Here is an 18,804-nt window from a genome sequence, read left to right as displayed (position 1 = left end):
GGAGGCGCGCGGTTCCTGTCGCGGAGGGCTCAGGCCCGGCGCGCCTTGTCGCGGCAGGCGCCGCAATCACCCTCGACTTCGAGGATGCTGTGGGCGGGGGTGAAGCCCGCGCGCTTGAGGGTCTTGCCGAGGCCGCTCTCCACCTCCGGCGAGGTGGTCTCGTCGATGCCGCCGCAGGTCCGGCAGATCAGGAACACCACGTTCTCGCTCGCGCCGTGGGCATGGGCGCACGGCACGAAGGCGTTGCGGCTGGCGATGCGGTGGACGAGGCCGAGTTCCATCAGGAAATCGAGGGCGCGGTAAACCGAGACCGGCGCCACCCGCCGCCCCGGCCGGCTCAGCCGCTCGGCGATGTCGTAGGCGCCCGGCGGCTTCTCGCTCGCCACCACCGCGTCCAGCACCTCCCGCCGCAGGGCGGTGAACTGCACCGCGCGCTCCCGGCACAGCTCCTCCGCCCGGGCGAGGATCGCCGCCGGCTCGGCCTTGCAGGAATGGCCGTGGGCGTGATCGTGGGCGTGATCGTGGGAATGTCCGGCGGCTGACACGATGGCGGCTCCCGAAAGGGCGACCGGCGTCGGCGGCCGGGCGGCGCCGGTTGTGCGGCGGCTTTGTTACAGTGTATCACTTCCGGCCGGGACCGTACCAGGGGCCGCCGCACCGCATGCCCCGTCCCGCTCCGTCCTTCAAGAAGCCAGCTATCGTGCCGCGCCGCCCGTCCGCCCCCCTTCGCCCGACGCTGTACCGCAGCGGGCTCGCCCCGCGCCTCGGCCTCGCGGCGGGGCTCGCCGGCCTGGTCTGGGTGGCCATCGCCTGGGCGCTCGCCGCGTGAGCGCGCCCGCGCCGATCCGGCTGCACGGGCTGACGCTCGGCTACGACAGGCACCCGGCCGTCCACCATCTCGACGGGACGATCCGCGCCGGCGACCTCCTGGCGCTGGCCGGGCCGAACGGGGCCGGCAAGTCGACCCTCCTGAAGGGCCTGACCGGCGAGATCCCGGTCCTCGACGGCCGGATCGAGCGGCCGGACGACATCGCCTACCTGCCGCAGGCCGACGCCATCGACCGCAGCTTCCCCGTGAGCGTCATGGACCTCGCCGCCATGGGCCTGTGGCGCCGCCTGGGTCCGTGGCGCTCCCTGCGCCGCGCGGCCCCCGCCCTGCGCGACGCGCTGGCGGTGGTGGGCCTCTCCGGCTTCGAGGCGCGGCCCATCGGCACCCTCTCGGGCGGCCAGTTCCGCCGGGCGCTGTTCGCCCGCTTGATCCTGCAGGATTGCCGGACGATCCTCCTCGACGAGCCCTTCACCGGCATCGACGCGCGGACCACCGACGACCTCCTCGCCCTCGTGCGCCGCTGGCACGGCGAGGGCCGCACCGTGGTGGCGGCCCTGCACGACTTCGCGCAGATCCGCACCCATTTCCCCACGACGCTGCTGCTCGCCCGCGAGCCGGTGGCCTGGGGGCCGACCGCGCGGGTGATGACGGCGGACAACCTCGCCCGCGCCCGGTCGCTCTCGGAAGCCTGGGACGAGGACGCGGCCATCTGCGACGGCACGCGCCACGCCGCACCGCGCGAGGCGCACGCGCATGGGCATTCCCATGCGCATGAGCACGGCCACAGCCACGGCCATGAGGATGCCGCGTGATCGACCCCTTCGCGCCGTTCATCGAGTTCGGCTTCATGCGCCGGGCGCTCGCGGGCTGCCTCGCCCTGTCGGTCTCGGCGCCGCCGGTCGGCGTGTTCCTCATGCTCCGGCGCATGAGCCTGATGAGCGACGCCATGGCCCACGCGATCCTGCCCGGCGCGGCGGCGGGGTTCGTCGTGGCGGGCCTGTCCCTGCCGGCGATGACGATCGGCGGCCTCGTGGCGGGTCTCGCGGTGGCCCTGCTGGCGGGCGCCGTCACCCGTACGACGGTCCTGCGCGAGGATGCCAGCCTCGCCGCGTTCTACCTGATCTCCCTGGCGGGCGGGGTGCTGCTCGTGTCCCTGCGCGGCTCGCAGGTGGATCTGATGCATTTCCTGTTCGGCTCGGTCCTCGCCCTGGACGATCCGGCGCTCCTGCTCCTCGGGGGCATCTGCACCCTGACGCTCGTCACCCTCGCGCTGATCTACCGGCCGCTGGTGATGGAATGCGTGGACCCGCTCTACCTGCGCAGCGTCAGCCGGGCCGGCGGGCCGGTGCATTTCGCCTTCCTCGGCCTCGTGGTGGTGAACCTCGTCGGCGGCTTCCAGGCGCTGGGCACCCTGCTCGCCGTGGGGCTGATGCTGCTGCCGGCCGTCGCCGCGCGGTTCTGGGCGCGGGAGCTCGGGGCCACCATGGCGGCCTCCGTGGTCCTCGCCGTCCTGGCGAGCTTCGCGGGTCTCAGCCTATCCTACCGGTTCGACCTGCCGACCGGCCCGGCCATCGTGCTGTCGGCCGGGACGCTCTACCTCGTCTCTATGCTGGCTGGGCCGCAGGGCGGGCTGCTGCGCCGCCTCGTGCGGCCCCGGCACCTCGAAGCCTGAGGCGGCTCTACTCGTCCGCCAGGGCGGCGAGCCCTTCGCGGTAGGTCGGGTAGGCGAGGTGGACCCCGAGCTCCTCGCGGATCAGCCGGTTCCGCACCCGCTTGTTCTCGCCGTAGAAGCTGCGCGCCATCGGCGAGAGGTCGGCGGTCTCGAAATCGACCTCCGGGGGCGGCGGCAGACCGGCGAGGGCGGCGGCGTGCTCGATCACCACCTGCGGCGGCGTCGGCTCGTCGTCGGTGACGTTGTAGATTGCCCCGTTGCGCGGCCGGTCGAGGGAGGCGAGCAGCGTCGTGGCGATGTCGTCCACGTGGATGCGGTTGAAGACCTGACCCTTCTTCACGATCCGCTGGGAGCGCCCCTCGCGCACCTTCACGATGGGGTTGCGGCCGGGCCCGTAGATCCCCGACAGCCGGAACACCTGCACCGCCTGGCCCGTGCGCGCGCCGAGGGCGAGCCACGCCTCCTCCGCCACGAGGCGGGACCGGGTGCGCCCGCTGCGGGCGGCGGGCGGAGTAGTCTCGTCGATCCAGGCGCCGCCCTGGTCGCCGTAGACGCCGATGGTGGAGAGGTAGCCAATCCAGCCGATGCGGCTTGCCGCGATGGCCTCGGCGTAATGCGGCAGGACCGGATCGCCCTCGGCATCCGGCGGGACCGAGACGAGCAGCGCGTCGCTGTCCGCGAGGTCGGCCGAAATGGCGGGATCGGCCGCCTTCGGCCCGAAGGCTCGCATGGTGAAGCCGGTCTCGGCGGCGATGCGCCCTGCGGCCTCGTCCTCGGTGACGGTGCCCCGGATCGTGTCGAAGCGGCTTCGCGCCGCCTCGGCGAAGCGGCGGCCGGTGAAACCGAGCCCGAAGACGAAGAGATTCATGGGCCGGGTGTCCGGGAGGCCGGGGCCTCCGTCAAGCCGGGCCGGCGACTATTCCGCCACCGCCTGCGTCACCTGCACGGGGCCGGCGTCGCGCAGGATCGATTCGGCCGCCGCCGCCGCGAGGAGGGCATAGCCCCGGTCGGCCATGTGCAGGCCATCGGACGCGAAGAGTTGCTTCGACGTCACCTTCCCGTCGCGGACCCAGCCATGCATCAGGTCGGCCCGGCGGATCACCGGCACGTCCAGTTCCTCGCCGATGTCGCGCACGGCGTCACGGAAGCGGTTGGCGCCCGGCGTCGATTCGAGCTTCGGGCACCATTGCGGCTCCATCAGCACCACGTCGATCCCGGCATCGCGTATCCGGCGCAGGCCCTCCAGGGTCGCCTCGCGGAAATGGTCCAGGGAGACGCCGCGCAGCGGGTCGTTGCTGCCGGTCTGCCAGATGACAAGCTGCGGCTCGGGGCCGATCACGTCGCGGTCGAGGCGGGCGAGCATGTCGTCCACGTGCTCGCCGCCGATGCCCCGGTTGATCACCGTGACCTCGACGCCGCGAAGCTTGGTGCGAAGGTCGTTCTGCAGGCGCGCGGGGTAGGCGTTGGCCGGGCTCGACGCGCCGATGCCTTCCGTCGAGGACGATCCGAAGGCGACGATGCGGAGCGGGGCGCCGATGGCGAGTTGCCGCGCCACGTGCGGAAGGTCCGGCGTCTCGTGCATGTCGATGCCCAGGAGATCGAGGGATTCCGGGAGCAGGTCCGCGTAGGCCAGAACGGCGGTTGGGATGACGAGCAGCCCGGCGGCCAAGGCGACACGCCTGACCCAGCGGTGGGCGAGGTCGCGGACGGGGCTTGCGGAGGATGGCGTCGACACGGGCACCGTAGGGTTCGGCGAGCGGTTATGATGGATACATTGTGCACGATCACCGCGGAAGGATCGGTTCGGGAAACGCGGTGAAAGCCAACTGAATTCGTAACTCATTGTAAACGAATTCGCCGCCCGACACAAAGCCGATCCTGGCCTATCCTCGTGGCCGGATCGGGGCGCTCCCCTGCGAAAAGCCCCCATTTGAAGGGAATGGGGGCGGCCTCGCTCAGTCGTTCTTGCGCTTCACGATCGCCAGGGTATTCGGATCGAGCTTGAGATCGACCTTCTTGCCGGCCGAATCGATGGCGTCGTCCACCTCGATCATGCCGTCATCGAGCTCGATTTCGCTCCACTTGGTGAATCCTTCCTGGCGGAGCATCGCTTCGACCTTGGCCTTCTGTTCAGCCGGCAGAGGCGTGTCGGCATAGGCGGCCGGAGCCAGCGTCAGGACGAAGGCGAGGGCGGTGAGGCTGGGGGTGAGGCGCATGGCGGGCTCCGTTTCTGGTTTGTGACAGAGCCCGAACCGCGGATGCGCCGGCCGGTTCCAGAGGGCCGACCCGCTTGAGCCGGCTCCGGTTTTCCCGCAGAGGTGCGACACCCGGTCGCGGGTCGTTTACACCGGAGCCCGGCCAGGATGGTCACGCGCGTTGCCACCGTCGCCTTCGAGGGGATCGAGGCGCGTGCCGTCGATGTCCAGGTGCAGATCCTCCCCGGCTCGGTGCATTTCTCCGTCGTTGGGCTCGCGGACAAGGCGGTGGCCGAATCGCGGGAGCGGGTGCGCGGAGCGCTGATCGCCTCCGGCCTCGCCCTGCCGGCCAAGCGGATCACCGTGAACCTCGCCCCGGCCGACCTGCCGAAGGAAGGCTCGCATTACGACCTCCCCATCGCGCTCGGCGTCATGGCTGCCATCGGTGCGATCCCGGCGGATGCGCTGGCGGGCTATTGCGTCCTCGGCGAACTCGCCCTCGACGGGACGCTCTCCCCCGTCAACGGCGTACTGCCGGCGGCGCTTGCGGCCGCCGAGCGGGGGCTCGGGCTTATCTGCCCCGCCGCGACGGGACCGGAGGCCGCCTGGGCCGGGGGCGACCTCGACGTCCTGGCGCCGCGCTCGCTCATCCAGCTCGCCAACCACTTTAAGGGCAGCCAGGTGATGGCCCGCCCCGTACCGGCCCTGGCGGCGGCGGACGAGGCCCTGCCCGACCTCGCCGACATCAAGGGCCAGGAAGGCGCCAAGCGCGCCCTGGAGATCGCGGCGGCCGGGGGCCACAACCTGCTGTTCAACGGGCCGCCGGGGGCCGGCAAGTCGATGCTCGCCGCGCGGCTGCCCTCGATCCTGCCGCCCCTCGGCCCCCGCGAATTGCTCGACATCGCCATGGTGCGCTCGGTGGCGGGAGGGTTGAAGGGCGGCGCCCTGTCGAACCGGCGGCCGTTCCGCCAGCCGCACCATTCGGCCTCCATGGCGGCGCTGGTCGGCGGCGGCCACGGCGTCAGGCCGGGGGAGGTGTCCCTCGCCCATGGCGGCGTGCTCTTTCTGGACGAATTGCCGGAATTCAGCCCGCAGGTGCTCGATTCCCTGCGCCAGCCCCTGGAGACAGGCACGGTGATGCTCGCGCGGGCGAACCACCGGGTCACTTACCCGGCCCGGTTCCAACTGGTGGCGGCGATGAATCCCTGCCGCTGCGGACACGGTCTCGATCCCGGCTATGCCTGCCGGAAGGGGCCGAACGAGCGCTGCATGGCGCAGTATCAGGCCCGCCTCTCCGGCCCGCTCCTCGACCGGATCGACCTGCGCATCGAGGTGCCGGCGGTGTCGGCGGCGGATTTGATCCTGCCCGCGCCCGCCGAGGGGTCGGCCGAGGCGGCCTCCCGCGTCGCCGCCGCCCGCGCCCGGCAGACGACGCGCTACGCGGAGCACGGCCTGCCGCCGGAGACGACGAACGCGACCTGTCCGGCCAAGGTGATCGAGGCGGTGGCGAGCCCCGACGCGCAGGGCACGGCGCTCATCCGGCAGGCGGCCGAGACGATGCGCCTCTCGGCCCGCAGCTTCCACCGGGTGCTGCGGGTTGCGCGCACCCTCGCCGATCTCGACGGCGAGGGGCAGGTGCGGCGGCTGCACCTCGCGGAGGCGCTGTCCTACCGGGGAAGGAGCGACGGAACGGCCTGACGGGCCGGCTTACTCGGACGGGGCGGCATCCTCGGCGCTGGCCTTCTCGGCCGGCGGCTCGGCGCTCGCCACGGCCTTGCGCTCCAGCATCGGCTGAAGCCGCTCGGCGAGCTGCTTGTCGAGATGCTTGGCGTAGGCGCCCTTGAAGTAGCGCTCGCCGGTCTTGGCGCCGAACAGACGGTCATGCGTCTGGATCAGCGCCGCGACCTCGGGCCGGCACAGGAAGCCGGTGACGGAGGCGGCCTCGTACCAATGGCCGGCGCGGGCTTCGCGGATCGCCTTGGGGTTCGACATCACCGTCTCGGCGAAACAGTCGGTCGCGGCCTGACGCAGGGGCGACATCACCGATTCGGCCTCGGCGCGGTCGGGCGCCTTCACGACCCGCTGCGGGCGGGCCTCCGCGCCCGTCACGGCGGTGAGAACGGCGAGCGTGGCGAGGATCGGGAACTTCATGCGGGGCGGCCTCGTCGGGTGTCCGAACCGGGTGTCAGATTCCCCCCGGATTGCGTCGGGAACAGGGCCGGGGCGCGGTCCCGGCGTGACGGAGCGCGCAAGACGCGGGCCGGTTCAGCCGCGCTTCTCGGCGTTCCAGCGGCCCCGGCATTCGAAGGAGCCCGAGGCGACCCAGGTGCCCCGGCCGAACCCGTTGGCGCCGAGCCGGCCGACGACCGTCGCAGTGGAGAGGCCGGAGGAGATCGAGCCCCGGATCGCCCCGTTGTGGGCAACCTGCCCGTTCACGGTGAAGGCGGTGCCCACGAAACGGACCTGCCCATTCTCGATGCGCACGGGGTAGCGGTAAGCCCGGTCGCAGGAGCCGGCTTCGGTGACGATCTCGACGCTCCATGTCCCGTCGTAGCGGGCCGGCGCGGCCACGGCGGGAACGGAACAGGCGAGGGCTGTCGCTAGAAGAAACGAACGGATCATGGGAAACGACCGGGTCACACTCAGCGGGGAGCAGAGCGAAGTCCGCGCCGGATCGCTTCATCCAGAAGCGCCAGAAGGTCGCACCCCATGAACAGGAAGGCGTGGATGCCCGCCGCCTTCAGGGGGGCTTCCAACTCGGCCGGGCGTCCGGCGAGGTAGATCGTCCCGGCGCCGGCCGCTGCCAGCGCCTCGGTCGCCTCCACCGCCTTCTCGGCATAGACCGCATCGGACGAGCACAGGCAGACGAGGGACGCCCCCGACGCTTTGTAGGCTTCGACCAGGGAGGTCGTGTCCGGGAAGCCCTCGTTCGAGAGGGCCTCGATGCCCCCCGCCGCGAAGGCGTTGGCGGCGAAACTCGCGCGGGTGTTGAAGGCCGCGAGGGGGCCTAGGTTGGCGAGGAACACGCTCGGCCGGCGCCCGGTCTTGGCCAGGGCCGCGTCGGAGGCGTCGCGCAGGGTCTCGAACGGCTCCGCGAGGCGCTGCGAGGGCAGGGGATCGCAGGCCACCGCCGCGCCGGCCCCGAAATTCGCGGGCTTGCCCGGCGCGACCGGGGGCACGTCGAGGACGGCGACCGGCTTCTCGGCGAGGTTCGGGAACTCGGTGGCGCCGGTCAGCGGCATCCGCCGGGTGGCGACCGCCTTGGTCCGGGCCTCGCGCACCATCTCGATCCGGCGCTGGATCTTGCCGACGCTGAGGGAGGCGACGATACCGCCCTCGCCCTCGATGGCGCGGAAGGCATCCCAGGCGGCCTCCGCGATCTGGTCGGTCAGGGCCTCGAATCCGCCCGCGCCCGCCGCCGGATCGCTGACCCGGCCGAGATGCGATTCCTCCAGGAGGACGATCTGGCTGTTGCGGCCGACGCGCCGCGCGAAGGCGTCAGGCAGGCCGAGCGCCTGTGTGTAGGGCAGCACGCAGACGGCGTCGGCCCCGCCCATCCCGGCGGCGGCGGCGGCCATGCCGGTGCGCAGGATGTTGGTGAAGGGGTCGCGCTTCGTAATCATGCGCCACGCCGTCTCGGCATGGATGCGCAGGGGCTTTGGGTCGAGGCCGCAGGCCTGCTCCACCCGCGCCCAGAGCCGGCGCATGGCGCGGAACTTCGCCAGCGTCACGAACTCGTCGGCATCGGCCACGAGGAGCACGGCGATCCGGTCGCGGGCCGCGTCGAGGTCGTGGCCGGCGGCTTCGAGGGCGCGCAGATAGGCGAGGGCGGTGGCGAGCACCGCGCCGAGTTCGGCGGCCTCGCCGGCCCCGGCCTCGTGGTAGGGGCGTCCGTCCGCCAGGAAGGCGCGGCCGGTGAAGCCGGCCGCGTCCAGTTCGGAGACGGCGGCGGCGAGTTGGGGGGCGATCTCCTTCCACACGGCGCCGAGGCTGCCGGTGGCGGCGAGCACGCCCACGGGGTCGATCCCGAGATCGAGATCGTAGGAGGCCAGATCCTCGCCCCGCGCGGCGGCGAGGTCGCGGATCCAGCGGGCGGCGTCGAGGCCGCGCCCGCCCGCGTCGAGGCGCAGGTTGACGAGGGACAGCATCACGCCCGCGAGCGCCGCGTCGAGCCCGGCGGCGTCGGTCACGGTCAGGCCGTAGCCGCGCGCCCCCGGCGCCCCGGCGAAGGCGAGGACGAGGGCGTCCGCGCCGCCTTCGAGGTCGGTCATCACCTGACGGGCGGCGGCGGCGGGATCGGGATGATCGACGCGCTGGGCGATCTTCCAGGAGCCGGGCGCCCGCACCGGCTGCGCCGTCGGCTCGGCGGCGCCGTAGAGCGGCTCGATGCGCAGCCCGTCGGCGGTCTTGGACACGAGCTTCTTCTCGAAATCCGCGCCCTTCAGCGCGGTCTCGACCAGGGAGAGCCACCGCTTGCGGTCGGCCGGCTCGAAAAGATCGGCGAGCGGTCTGTCTTCCATCGGTTCGGCCGAGCCCCCCTCAAGGCGCCCCGAACCGGCATCCGGCCGGCGGGGAGCGCGTCGCAGCGTGGTTGCCGCGGTTCAGGCGCCGCGGTCTCCGCGCTGCGTGACACGAGAACCCGTTCCGATGCAATTCCCCTCCTGGCCGCCCTCGTCTCAGCCCAGGATGATGAGCCCCGCGAGGCCGAGCGCCCCGACGATGATGCGCCACCACGCGAACAGCCGGAACCCGTGCCGCGACACGTAATCGAGCAGCACCCGCACGACGAACAGGGCCGAGATGAAGGAGACGACGAAGCCGATCGCGATCAGCCCGACATCGTTGCTCGACAGGTTCTTGTAATTGTCGAACAGGTCCTTCGCGAAGGCGCCGGCCATGGTCGGCATCGCGAGGTAGAACGAGAATTCGGTGGCGGAACGCTTGTCCGCGCCCATCAGCATCGCGCCGACGATGGTGGCGCCCGAGCGCGACACGCCGGGGATCATCGCGAGGCACTGAAAGACGCCGATCTTGAAGTCCATCGGCAGGGTGAAGTCGTAGACGTCGGTCTTCTTCACCTCCAGGTCGGTATCGTCGATGACGAGGAGGACGAGGCCGCCCGCCACCAGGGTCGCGCAGACGATCCACGGGTTGAACAGGTAGGCCTTGATCAGCTTCGAGAAGAGGCCGCCGATGATCGCCGCCGGGAGGAAGGCGACGAGGATGCCGAGGATGAAGCGGCGCGCCTGCGGGTTGTGCGGCGCGGCGGTGGCGATGTTCAGGAGCCGGCGGAAATACACCGCCAGGATCGCCAGGATGGCGCCGAGCTGGATCAGCACCTCGAAGGTGTTGTTGGGCGAGTGGAAGCCGATGAAGTGCCCGACGAGGAGCTGATGGCCGGTGGAGGAGACGGGGATGAACTCCGTCGCGCCTTCCACGAGGCCGAGCAGAATTGCCTTCCCGATGCTGACCGGATCCATGCCTGTCCTCGCGCCTTCCGGCGCACGCACCAGGCGCCGCCCACACCCTTGTCCGCCCGGTGGCATCACCGATCGCGGTTGACGGGCGGTTACCGTGCTTGACCGCGCGTGTTAAGGGGGCGGCAAGAAACCGGCAATAACGCTCGGATTGAGGCCCTGCCCGCCGGGGCGGACGGCGCGAGAGGGAGCCTCACTGCGGCTTCGATGGCGAACCTCTATCATTTCCCCTTCTGCGCGAATTCCCGCTTCGTCCGGCTGGTCATGGCCGAGATGGGCCTGGAACCGCTTCTCATCGAGGAGCGCAGCTGGGACCGGCGCGACGAATTCCTGCTGATCAACCCGGCCGGCACCACGCCCGTCCTGCTGGAGCAATCGGGCACGGTCGTCCCCGGCGCGGGCGTCATCGCGGAATATCTCGACGAGACGAGGGGCCTCGGCCTCAGCGGGCGCCGCCTCCTGCCGGAGGACCCAACCGGCCGCGTCGAGGTGCGCCGCCTGCTCGACTGGTTCCTCGTGAAGTTCGAGGGCGAAGTGACCGGCTACCTCGTGGCCGAGAAGATCGCCAAGCGCTTCATGACCACGAGCCAGGGCGGCGGCCCGCCGGACATGAACGCCATCCGCGCCGCCCGCACCAACGTGCGCTACCACCTGAAATACATCGGCTATCTCATCGCCCGACGGCGCTGGCTCGCGGGTGACGACCTGTCCTATGCCGACCTCGCGGCGGCCGCCCATCTCTCCTGCGTCGACTATCTCGGCGACGTGCCGTGGGAGGAGGACGAGATGGCCCGCAACTGGTATGCGCGGGTGAAGTCGCGGCCCTCCTTCCGCGCCATCCTCGCCGACCGGGTCGCCGGCATGCCGCCGGCCGCCCATTACTCGGATCTCGATTTCTGAGCGACAAGCGGTTCTTCCACGGCGAACGGTTGCGCCGGCTGGTCGAGGACAGGGCCCGCCACCTGGGCTTCTGCGGCCTGCGCATCACCCGGCCCGACCGCGTCCCCCATCTGCCCGAACGCCTCGCCCACTGGCTCGCCGAGGGCGCCCACGGCACCATGGACTGGATGGAGGAGCGCGCGGACCAGCGCGCCAGCCCCGTCGCCCTGTGGCCGGGGGTGCGCAGCATCCTCGTGGTCGCCATGAGCTACCGGCCGGAGGAGGATCCCCTGGCGCTCGTCGCCCGGCGCGGGCACGGCGCCATCGCGGCCTACGCCCAGCGGCGCGATTATCACGAAGTGTTGAAGGGCAAGCTGAAGGAGCTGGGCGGCTACCTGTCGGCCAAGGCCGACGCGCGGGTGAAGGTCTTCTGCGACACCGCCCCCGTGATGGAGAAGGCGCTCGCCGAGGCGGCGGGGCTCGGCTGGCAGGGCAAGCACACGGTGCTGATCTCCCGCGAGGCCGGCAACTGGCTGCTGCTCGGGGCAATCTACACCAGCGCCGAGTTCGAACCCGACGCGCCGGGCGTCGACCGGTGCGGCTCCTGCCGGGCCTGCCTCGACATCTGCCCCACCGATGCGCTGCCCGCGCCTTACCGGCTCGATGCCCGGCGCTGCATCTCCTACCTCACCATCGAGCACCAGGGGCCGATCCCGGCCGCGTTCCGTGTCGCCATCGGCAACCGGGTGTTCGGCTGCGACGATTGCCTTGCAATCTGCCCCTGGAACAAGTTCGCCCGGCAGGCCGCCGAGACGCGCCTGTCCGCCCGCGACGACCTCGCCGCGCCGGACCTGCGGACCCTCGCCGCCCTCGACGAGGCCGGCTTCCGCACGTTCTTCGCCGGAACCCCGGTGAAGCGTACGGGGCGCGACCGCTTCCTGCGCAACGTCCTCATCGCGGTGGGCAACTCGGACGAGCCCAGCCTCGCGCCGAGTGCCGTCGCGCGGCTGGCGGACGCCTCGCCGCTGGTGCGCGGCATGGCAGTCTGGGCCTGCGGCCAGCTGCTGGACGCCGACGCCCTGCGCGACCTGCACCGCCGCTTCGGGGCGGACGAGGCGGACGGGCATGTCCGCGAGGAATGGACCTTCGCCCTCACCGCTGGACGCGAGGGGACACGCTCCCCATCTGCGCCGCATCACGAGACAGGAGCGCAGACGTGAGCCACGACGAGCGGGGCGGCATGCCCAGCATGCACGCCACCACGATCCTGATGGTGCGGAAGGGCGGTCGCGTCGTCATCGGCGGCGACGGGCAGGTGAGCCTCGGCCAGACGATCGTGAAGGGCAACGCCCGCAAGGTGCGCAAGCTCGCCAAGGGCGCGGTGATCGGCGGCTTCGCCGGGGCGACCGCCGATGCCTTCACCCTGTTCGAGCGGCTGGAAGCCAAGCTGGAGCAGTATCCCGGCCAGCTCACCCGCGCCTGCGTGGAGCTGACGAAGGATTGGCGGACCGACCGCTACCTGCGCCGCCTGGAGGCGATGATGCTGGTGGCCGACCGTGACGTCAGCCTGCTCCTGTCGGGCTCCGGCGACGTGCTGGAGCCGGAGAGCGGCGTGATGGCGATCGGCTCGGGGGGCAATTACGCCCTCGCCGCCGCGCGGGCGCTGGAGGACGGGGCGCTCGACGCTGAGGCGATCGTCCGCAAGGCGATGGGCATCGCGGCGGAGATCTGCGTCTACACCAACGGCAACCTCGTCATCGAAGCGCTGGACGAAGCGGCGCGGTAGCCCCGCGCCGGACGGCTCAGGCGACGGCGCGCGACCAGCGGATGTCGCCGAGCCCTTCGCGGAAGGCGAAGCGCAGGAGGTGGTCCGAGACCACATTCTCCAGGCGGGTGAGGTTCACCGGGTCGGCGCTCTCGATGCGCATCACGAGGGCGTCGGGCTCGGCGTTCAGGGTGCAGACGCGGTCCGCGCCGAAGGGCACTTTGCCCTGGTCGGCGGTGGCCTCGACATCGAACTTGTGGCTCCAGTGACGGCAGAGCTGCTGCAGGTAACGGCTAGCTTCGGTGGTCTGCACGCGGGCCAGTGAAGAGGGCATCGGATGACTCCGGATCGGTGGCGCTCGGCGGTCTGTCTCGCAACTGCGAAACGTCCGACGGCGAGAAGCAAGGGGCGGGCCTTTTCCCGTGGATCGTGGCCGCGCCCTCACCAGAAGGTCCAATCGACGCCTTAGCAGCAGGTTAACGCCAAGGTTCGATTGCGGCGGGTGTGTCCGCCGCGTCCCCGTTCTCCGCCGTCAGACGAGCCGAATTATGGCGCGCCGCACAAAAGTCGATTGCTGTTACGCACTCCCCGCAGGCGGCGGGACGACCTTGCCGGGGTTCAGCAGGCCACGCGGGTCGAGGGTCGCCTTGATGTCCCGCATCAGGTCGAGGGCGACGGGCGGGGCGTAGCGGGCGAGCTCGTCGCGCTTGATGAGCCCGACCCCGTGCTCGGCCGCGATGGAGCCGCCGAGTTCGTGCACGATGTCGTGAACGATCCGGTTGAAGCGCGTCCAGTGGTCGAGGAACGCGGCCTTGTCCATGCCCACCGGCTGGCTGAGGTTGAAGTGGATGTTGCCGTCGCCGAAATGGCCGAAGCCGCAGGGGCGCAGGCCGGGCATGGCGGCGAGGCAGGCAGCGTTGGCCCGCTCCAGGAACTCCGGCAGCCGGGCGAGGGGCACGGACACGTCGTGCTTGATCGAACCGCCCTCGCGGGTCTGGGCCTCCGGCACGGCCTCGCGCAGGTCCCACAGGGCGTTCGCCTGCGCCCCGCCCGACGCGATGGCGGCATCGCCGATCATCCCCGCCTCCAAGGCCTCGCCGAGGGCCGATTCGAGGTCGTGCCGGGCCTCCGAGCCCGGCCGGCAGGACGAGAACTCGACGAGGGCATAGGCGCCGTGATCCCCAGAGAGGGGGCGCACCGTGCCCTTCCCGTGCCGGAGCGCAAGGTCGAGGGCGAAGGGCGGCAGGTATTCGAAGGCGGTGAGGTCGCGGTCGGCCCGGTCGCGCAGGAACACGAACAGGTCAAGGGCGGCCTGCGCCGAGGCGAGGCCCACGAAGGCGACGCCCGTGGAGCGCGGCTTCGGGAACAGCCGCAGGGCGACGGCGGTGACGATGCCCAGCGTGCCCTCCGAGCCGATGAAGAGCTGCTTCAGGTCGTAGCCCGCGTTGTCCTTGCGCAGGGCCTTCAGGCCGTTCCAGATCCGCCCGTCCGCCAGCACGACTTCGAGCCCGAGGGTCAGTTCGCGGGCATTGCCGTAGGCGAGCACGTTGAGCCCCCCCGCATTGGTGGCGATGCCCCCGCCGATCCGCGCCGAGCCGCGCGAGGCGTAAGTGAGGGGGAACAGCATCCCCGCCGCGTCGGCTGCCGCCTGCACGGTCTCGAGGATCGCGCCGGCCTCCACGATGAGCGTCGCGCCGATGGGATCGATTGCCCGCACGGCCGTCAGCCGTTCCAGGGAGATCACCACGCCGCCCTGCGGCACGCCCCCGCCGGTGAGCCCGGTATTGCCGCCGAGCGCGACAAACGGCACCCCCGCCCCGGCGCAGAGGCGCACGGCGGTGGCGACCTCCTCCGTCGAGCCGGGCCGCAGCACGGCGGGCGTCGCGCCGTGGAAGAGCCCGCGCCGCTCGCTGAGATAGGGCGCCAGCAGGTCGGGATCGGTCAGCACATGGCGGTCGCCGAGGGCACCGCGCAGGGCGTCGAGGAGATCGGAGGGGGCGGGCTCGGTCATCGCATGAATTTTGCGCGCAGTGGCCCGCTCAGCAAGCCCGGCCGGATGGCGGCCCGTGGCGGATGGCTTACAACGAGGCTCGCGCCCGGCAGCATTCCGGCCGCAGGCGACGCGAAGACTTGAGGATCCCGATGCTCTCCGTCATCCAGAATCCGCCCCGGACCACCCTGCCCATCGTCGGCAGCCAGGATTTCTTCCCGGTACGGCGGGTCTATTGCGTCGGGCGCAACTATGCCGCCCATGCCCGCGAGATGGGCGCCGATCCGGATCGCGAGCCGCCGTTCTTCTTCATGAAGCCGGCCGACGCCCTGCAGGTGGTCGGCGCGGAGCCGACACCGCATTCCTACCCGTCAAAGACGAGCAACTACCATTTCGAGGTGGAGATGGTAGCCGCGCTCTCCGGCGGCGGCACCGACATCCCGGTCGAGGCGGCCCTCGAGCTCGTCTACGGCTACGCGGTCGGCCTCGACATGACCCGCCGCGACTTGCAGGACGAGGCCAAGAAGATGTCCCGCCCCTGGGACACGGGCAAGGCGGCCGATTCCTCCGCGCCCATCGGCGCGCTCCATCCGGTCTCGCTGATCGGGCACCCGACCACGGGTGCGATCACCCTCTCCGTCGACGGCACGGTGAAGCAGAAGGGCGACCTCGGCGATCTGATCTGGTCCGTCGCCGAGCAGATCGCGTACCTGTCGAGCTACTTCGCCCTGCAGCCCGGCGACCTGATCTTCACCGGCACGCCCTCCGGCGTCGGCCCGGTGGAGCGCGGGCAGCGCATGGTGGCGGCCGTTGAGGGGCTGGGCGCGATCACCCTGGACGTCGTGTGACGAAGCGGCTGATCCTCGACCGCCCGGCCCTCCGCCGGCTGTTCTTTTTCGGCGCCCTCGCCACGCGGGGCGTCACCCTCGGCGTGCGCGGGATCGCGCGGGACGGGGAGGGGCGCGTGTTTCTCGTGCGCCACACCTATCTCAGCGGCTGGCACCTGCCGGGCGGCGGCGTCGAGCGGGGCGAGACCGCCGAAGAGGCGATGGTGCGGGAATTCCGCGAGGAGGGGGAACTCCGCACCGAGGGGCCGCTGCGGCTCCTCGGGCTGTTCCACAACAACGCGGGCTCCGCCCTGGATCACGTCGCGCTCTACGCGGCGCCGGCCTTCACCGTGCTGCGCCCGAAGGCGCCGGATCGGGAGATCGCCGAAAGCGGCTTTTTCCCCGCCGACGCCCCGCCCGAGGGCACGAGCCGGGGGACCCTGGCCCGCCTGCGGGAGTTCCGGGAGGGCCTTTCTCCAGCTTTGCGATGGTGAGCCGGAAAACGGGCTTGCGTCGCCCGTCGGAATGGTGTTTAGAGGGCGCCGCCGGGGGTCGCCGGCACGGACTTCCGGGGCGGCCAACAGCACAGTGAGCGGGTGTAGCTCAGGGGTAGAGCACAACCTTGCCAAGGTTGGGGTCGAGGGTTCGAATCCCTTCGCCCGCTCCAGTTTTCCCAACCAAACGACCGGACTAACGATAAGCCGCCTTCGGGCGGCTTCGTCGTTTCTGGCGGGTCCTTAGCGACGGCGCCGTTTCGCAGCCGGCCTCACACCCGCGCGGCGGCCCCGTCCAGCGCGGCGCGGATGCGCGGTAGCGCGGTGCGGGCGGCGCGGTAGCCGAGCCCGATGCCGTCGGCTGCGCGGTGGAAGTCGAACAGGCCGAAGGCCGCCACGTCCGGGCCGATGTCCACGTCCGGCGGGTCGCGCTCCAGGCGGGCGCGGGAGATGCGGTCCTGCGTGATGTTGAAGGCGTCGAGGACGACGCTGGCGATGCCCGGCAGCGGTGCCGCCTCCGGCGGCGTGCGGGCGAAGCCCGGCAGCCGTCCGCGCACGGCGTGCAGGAGGCCCCGGCGCGGCGTGGGCACCGTCACCTCGCGGACCACCGGCCCGCCCGTGTCGCCGTTGAGGTTCACGCAGACGACGACGTCCGCCCCCAGGGTCCGCGCCAGCGCCACGGGCACCGGGTTGACGAGGGTGCCGTCCATGAAGAAACGCCCGGCGATGTCCACCGGGGGGAACAGGCCGGGAATGGCGTAGGAGGCCCGCACGGCCTCGACCAGCGGCCCCTCGGTGAGGGCGACCTCCGCGCCGGTGCCGAATTCCGTGGCGACGCAGCCGAAGGCGATCCGCAGGGTCTCGATCCGGCTGTCGCCGAGGTCGGTCAGAAGGCGCCGCCGCAGGCGGTTGCCTGCGATGAGGCCGGAGCCCGGCAGGCGCGGGTCCACAAGGCGCACGACGCGGCCCCGCGTCAGGGAGCGGGCGAAGGTTTCCAGCCGGTCGAGTCGCCCCGCCGCGTAGCAGGCACCCACCACGGCACCGATGGAGCAGCCGGCGACGACGGTGGGCGCGAGGCCCGCCTCCTCTAGGGCACGGATGACGCCGATATGCGCCCAGCCCCGCGCCGAGCCGCCGCCGAGCGCGAGGCCGAGGCGCGGGCCGGTCTCGGCGGCGCGCACCGGCTCGACGGCGCCGGGCGGGAAGACGGGCTTGGCCCAGGCAGCGGTGCGCCGGGGCGCCTCGGCGCCGCGGGTCGGAATGGGAAAGGGGCGAGGAAGTGGCTCGCGCCGCTCGGGTCGGTGAGTCATTCCCCGGCGAGCCGCAGCCGCACCTGTCCGGTCTCCCGGTCGAGGGCGACGGTGCGGTAGAAGCAGGCGCGGCGGCCCGTGTGACAGCAGCCGCCATCACCGCCGACCGCGACAGTGATCAGCACGGCGTCCTGATCGCAATCGGTGCGCATTTCGAGGACGCGCTGGGTCTGGCCGCTCGTGGCGCCCTTGCGCCACAACTCGCCGCGCGAGCGCGACCAATACCACGCCTCGCCGGTCTCGACCGTCCGCGCCAGGGACTCGGCGTTCATGTGCGCGACCATCAGCACCCGCCCGTCGCCGGCATCGACCGTGACGCAGGTCACGAGGCCGTCCCGGTCGAAGCGGGGCATGAAGAAATCGCCCTCCTCGACCTCGGCCTTGCTACCGGGCGCGGGGAAGGCGATGCAGGACGCGGGTGACGGGGCGGTCTCGGGCATGGCGGTCAAAAGCCGCGAGGGCTTATTTGGCTCCGCCGCGGACGAGGGTCAGGAAGCGGACCTGCTCGTCCGGCGCGTTCTTGAACACGCCGCGGAACTGGGTGGTGAGGGTCGAGACGCCGGCCTTCTGCACGCCGCGCATCGCCATGCACAGGTGCTCGGCCTCCAGCATCACGGCGACGCCGCGCGGCTTGAGGATGCTCTCGATCACGTCCGCGATCTGCGCCGTCATCGTCTCCTGCGTCTGCAGGCGCTTGGCGAAGGCATCGACCACGCGGGCGAGCTTCGAGAGGCCGACCACGCCCTTGGAGGGGTAATAGGCGATATGCGCCAGCCCCATGAACGGCACCATGTGGTGCTCGCAATGGGAGTGGAACGGGATGTCCCGCACGAGGACGATGTCGGAATAGCCCTCGACCTCCTCGAACACCCGCTCCAGCAGCGAATCGGCATCGATGCGGTAGCCGCCGAACAGCTGTTCGTAGGCCTTGGCCACCCGGGCGGGGGTCTCGATGAGGCCCTCGCGGGTCGGGTCGTCGCCGGCCCAGCGCAGCAGGGTGCGCACGGCGGCCTCGGCCTCCTCGCGGCTGGGACGGCCCAGGGCGAGACCCTCGGGGACGCGGGTCGCGGAGGCGGGCTCCGGCGCGATCTCGGTCACGGCGGCGGCGCCGTCGCGGAACGGCTGATTATCGTTGCGCATGCCGTTCAGGGTCTGACCGTCGACGCTGTAGGAAAGGGATTTGAGGGCGGCATCCATGGCATCTCCGGCCCGCGCCACACGGGTCTTCATCGTGGTGCTGTCGGGCTTGGCGTACATGCGGATCGGGCTCGGGCTCTGGTGTGGGACCCGCGCCCGTGGCTGGCGCACGGGCCGGTGCCCCGGATGAACTTGGGCGGATGAGCCCGACCTCGGCCTTGGGCGCGAC

General features: G+C 71.6%; 22 protein-coding genes and 1 tRNA gene. 10 read left to right on the top strand and 13 right to left on the bottom strand.

The features are described 5' to 3' along the window. Positions 1-29: 29 nt before the first annotated feature. Positions 30-545 carry a Fur family transcriptional regulator gene (locus MKK52_RS24750; protein WP_409564736.1) on the bottom strand — a complete coding sequence of 172 codons (516 nt, stop codon included), beginning with the start codon at positions 543-545 and terminating at the stop codon, positions 30-32. A 116-nt stretch (positions 546-661) separates the two neighbouring features. On the opposite strand from MKK52_RS24750, the gene MKK52_RS24745 reads away from it, so the two are divergent. The 3 genes from MKK52_RS24745 to MKK52_RS24735 are packed head-to-tail and all read left to right on the top strand — an operon-like array spanning position 662 to position 2,501. After that, positions 662-829 (top strand): hypothetical protein, encoded by a 168-nt coding sequence (locus MKK52_RS24745; protein WP_243958994.1) that lies wholly within the window; start codon positions 662-664, stop codon positions 827-829. Continuing rightward, positions 826-1,641 (top strand): metal ABC transporter ATP-binding protein, encoded by an 816-nt coding sequence (locus MKK52_RS24740; RefSeq protein WP_243958992.1) that lies wholly within the window; start codon positions 826-828, stop codon positions 1,639-1,641. Before MKK52_RS24745 ends, MKK52_RS24740 begins: the two co-directional genes overlap by 4 nt. 35 nt (positions 1,642-1,676) lie before the next feature. Next, a complete protein-coding gene (locus tag MKK52_RS24735) occupies positions 1,677-2,501 on the top strand; it encodes a metal ABC transporter permease (RefSeq protein ID WP_279598048.1) in 825 nt (274 codons plus the stop codon). Positions 2,502-2,508: 7 nt separating this feature from the next. Here the strand turns inward: MKK52_RS24735 and MKK52_RS24730 are convergent, their stop codons facing one another. The 3 genes from MKK52_RS24730 to MKK52_RS24720 form a co-directional block, all read right to left on the bottom strand. After that, complete coding sequence (locus MKK52_RS24730) at positions 2,509-3,369, bottom strand: SDR family oxidoreductase (protein WP_243958988.1); 861 nt, start codon at positions 3,367-3,369, stop codon at positions 2,509-2,511. Between the two features lie 48 nt (positions 3,370-3,417). After that, the gene (locus tag MKK52_RS24725; protein WP_409564735.1) at positions 3,418-4,236 is read right to left on the bottom strand and encodes an SGNH/GDSL hydrolase family protein; all 819 of its coding nucleotides are present in this window, start codon (positions 4,234-4,236) and stop codon (positions 3,418-3,420) included. A gap of 220 nt (positions 4,237-4,456) precedes the next feature. After that, positions 4,457-4,717: a PepSY domain-containing protein gene (locus tag MKK52_RS24720; protein ID WP_243958986.1), complete on the bottom strand. Its 261-nt coding sequence runs from the start codon at positions 4,715-4,717 to the stop codon at positions 4,457-4,459. A gap of 147 nt (positions 4,718-4,864) precedes the next feature. Here MKK52_RS24720 and MKK52_RS24715 point away from each other — a divergent pair, with 147 nt between their 5' ends. Continuing rightward, the gene (locus tag MKK52_RS24715) at positions 4,865-6,394 is read left to right on the top strand and encodes a YifB family Mg chelatase-like AAA ATPase (protein ID WP_243958984.1); all 1,530 of its coding nucleotides are present in this window, start codon (positions 4,865-4,867) and stop codon (positions 6,392-6,394) included. 9 nt (positions 6,395-6,403) lie between these two features. Here the strand turns inward: MKK52_RS24715 and MKK52_RS24710 are convergent, their stop codons facing one another. The 4 genes from MKK52_RS24710 to MKK52_RS24695 all read right to left on the bottom strand — a co-directional run bounded on the left by MKK52_RS24710 (position 6,404) and on the right by MKK52_RS24695 (position 10,176). Next, positions 6,404-6,847, bottom strand: a complete 444-nt coding sequence (locus MKK52_RS24710; protein WP_243958981.1) for a hypothetical protein — start codon at positions 6,845-6,847, stop codon at positions 6,404-6,406. Positions 6,848-6,961: 114 nt separating this feature from the next. Next, positions 6,962-7,318 carry a hypothetical protein gene (locus MKK52_RS24705; RefSeq protein WP_243958979.1) on the bottom strand — a complete coding sequence of 119 codons (357 nt, stop codon included), beginning with the start codon at positions 7,316-7,318 and terminating at the stop codon, positions 6,962-6,964. Between the two features lie 20 nt (positions 7,319-7,338). Continuing rightward, complete coding sequence (locus MKK52_RS24700) at positions 7,339-9,216, bottom strand: methylmalonyl-CoA mutase subunit beta (RefSeq protein WP_243958977.1); 1,878 nt, start codon at positions 9,214-9,216, stop codon at positions 7,339-7,341. 156 nt (positions 9,217-9,372) lie between these two features. Then, positions 9,373-10,176: an undecaprenyl-diphosphate phosphatase gene (locus MKK52_RS24695; RefSeq protein WP_243958975.1), complete on the bottom strand. Its 804-nt coding sequence runs from the start codon at positions 10,174-10,176 to the stop codon at positions 9,373-9,375. A 204-nt stretch (positions 10,177-10,380) separates the two neighbouring features. On the opposite strand from MKK52_RS24695, the gene MKK52_RS24690 reads away from it, so the two are divergent. Genes MKK52_RS24690 through hslV form a run of 3 tightly spaced genes read left to right on the top strand, consistent with a single transcriptional unit; the run spans position 10,381 to position 12,838 of the window. Beyond that, positions 10,381-11,073 carry a glutathione S-transferase family protein gene (locus MKK52_RS24690; RefSeq protein WP_243958973.1) on the top strand — a complete coding sequence of 231 codons (693 nt, stop codon included), beginning with the start codon at positions 10,381-10,383 and terminating at the stop codon, positions 11,071-11,073. 29 nt (positions 11,074-11,102) lie between these two features. Continuing rightward, the gene (gene queG, locus MKK52_RS24685; RefSeq protein WP_279598018.1) at positions 11,103-12,272 is read left to right on the top strand and encodes a tRNA epoxyqueuosine(34) reductase QueG; all 1,170 of its coding nucleotides are present in this window, start codon (positions 11,103-11,105) and stop codon (positions 12,270-12,272) included. A 20-nt stretch (positions 12,273-12,292) separates the two neighbouring features. Then, positions 12,293-12,838, top strand: coding sequence for an ATP-dependent protease subunit HslV (hslV, locus tag MKK52_RS24680; RefSeq protein ID WP_243959736.1), 546 nt, complete (start codon positions 12,293-12,295; stop codon positions 12,836-12,838). Between the two features lie 16 nt (positions 12,839-12,854). On the opposite strand, the gene MKK52_RS24675 is transcribed toward hslV, so the two are convergent. Then, positions 12,855-13,151 carry a DUF2218 domain-containing protein gene (locus MKK52_RS24675; protein WP_243958971.1) on the bottom strand — a complete coding sequence of 99 codons (297 nt, stop codon included), beginning with the start codon at positions 13,149-13,151 and terminating at the stop codon, positions 12,855-12,857. A 243-nt stretch (positions 13,152-13,394) separates the two neighbouring features. Then, entirely contained in the window at positions 13,395-14,828 is a 1,434-nt protein-coding gene (locus tag MKK52_RS24670; protein WP_243958969.1) for an FAD-binding oxidoreductase, read from the bottom strand. A 131-nt stretch (positions 14,829-14,959) separates the two neighbouring features. Between MKK52_RS24670 and MKK52_RS24665 the strand changes: the two genes are divergently transcribed. The 3 genes from MKK52_RS24665 to MKK52_RS24655 all read left to right on the top strand — a co-directional run bounded on the left by MKK52_RS24665 (position 14,960) and on the right by MKK52_RS24655 (position 16,301). After that, a complete protein-coding gene (locus tag MKK52_RS24665; RefSeq protein WP_243958967.1) occupies positions 14,960-15,655 on the top strand; it encodes a fumarylacetoacetate hydrolase family protein in 696 nt (231 codons plus the stop codon). A gap of 8 nt (positions 15,656-15,663) precedes the next feature. Next, positions 15,664-16,128 carry an NUDIX domain-containing protein gene (locus MKK52_RS24660; RefSeq protein ID WP_243959734.1) on the top strand — a complete coding sequence of 155 codons (465 nt, stop codon included), beginning with the start codon at positions 15,664-15,666 and terminating at the stop codon, positions 16,126-16,128. A gap of 98 nt (positions 16,129-16,226) precedes the next feature. Beyond that, positions 16,227-16,301 (top strand) — tRNA-Gly (locus tag MKK52_RS24655). A 99-nt stretch (positions 16,302-16,400) separates the two neighbouring features. Here the strand turns inward: MKK52_RS24655 and MKK52_RS24650 are convergent. Genes MKK52_RS24650 through folE form a run of 3 tightly spaced genes read right to left on the bottom strand, consistent with a single transcriptional unit; the run spans position 16,401 to position 18,695 of the window. Beyond that, entirely contained in the window at positions 16,401-17,438 is a 1,038-nt protein-coding gene (locus MKK52_RS24650) for a patatin-like phospholipase family protein (RefSeq protein WP_243958966.1), read from the bottom strand. Further along, complete coding sequence (gene hisI / locus MKK52_RS24645; protein ID WP_243958964.1) at positions 17,435-17,878, bottom strand: phosphoribosyl-AMP cyclohydrolase; 444 nt, start codon at positions 17,876-17,878, stop codon at positions 17,435-17,437. Before hisI ends, MKK52_RS24650 begins: the two co-directional genes overlap by 4 nt. A gap of 22 nt (positions 17,879-17,900) precedes the next feature. Then, entirely contained in the window at positions 17,901-18,695 is a 795-nt protein-coding gene (folE, locus tag MKK52_RS24640; protein WP_243958962.1) for a GTP cyclohydrolase I FolE, read from the bottom strand. Positions 18,696-18,804 lie beyond the last annotated feature (109 nt).

Origin of the sequence: Methylobacterium sp. J-067 (assembly GCF_022829465.1) — a bacterium.
GTDB lineage: Bacteria > Pseudomonadota > Alphaproteobacteria > Rhizobiales > Beijerinckiaceae > Methylobacterium > Methylobacterium litchii.
This window is presented reverse-complemented; position numbering and strand designations above follow the sequence as displayed.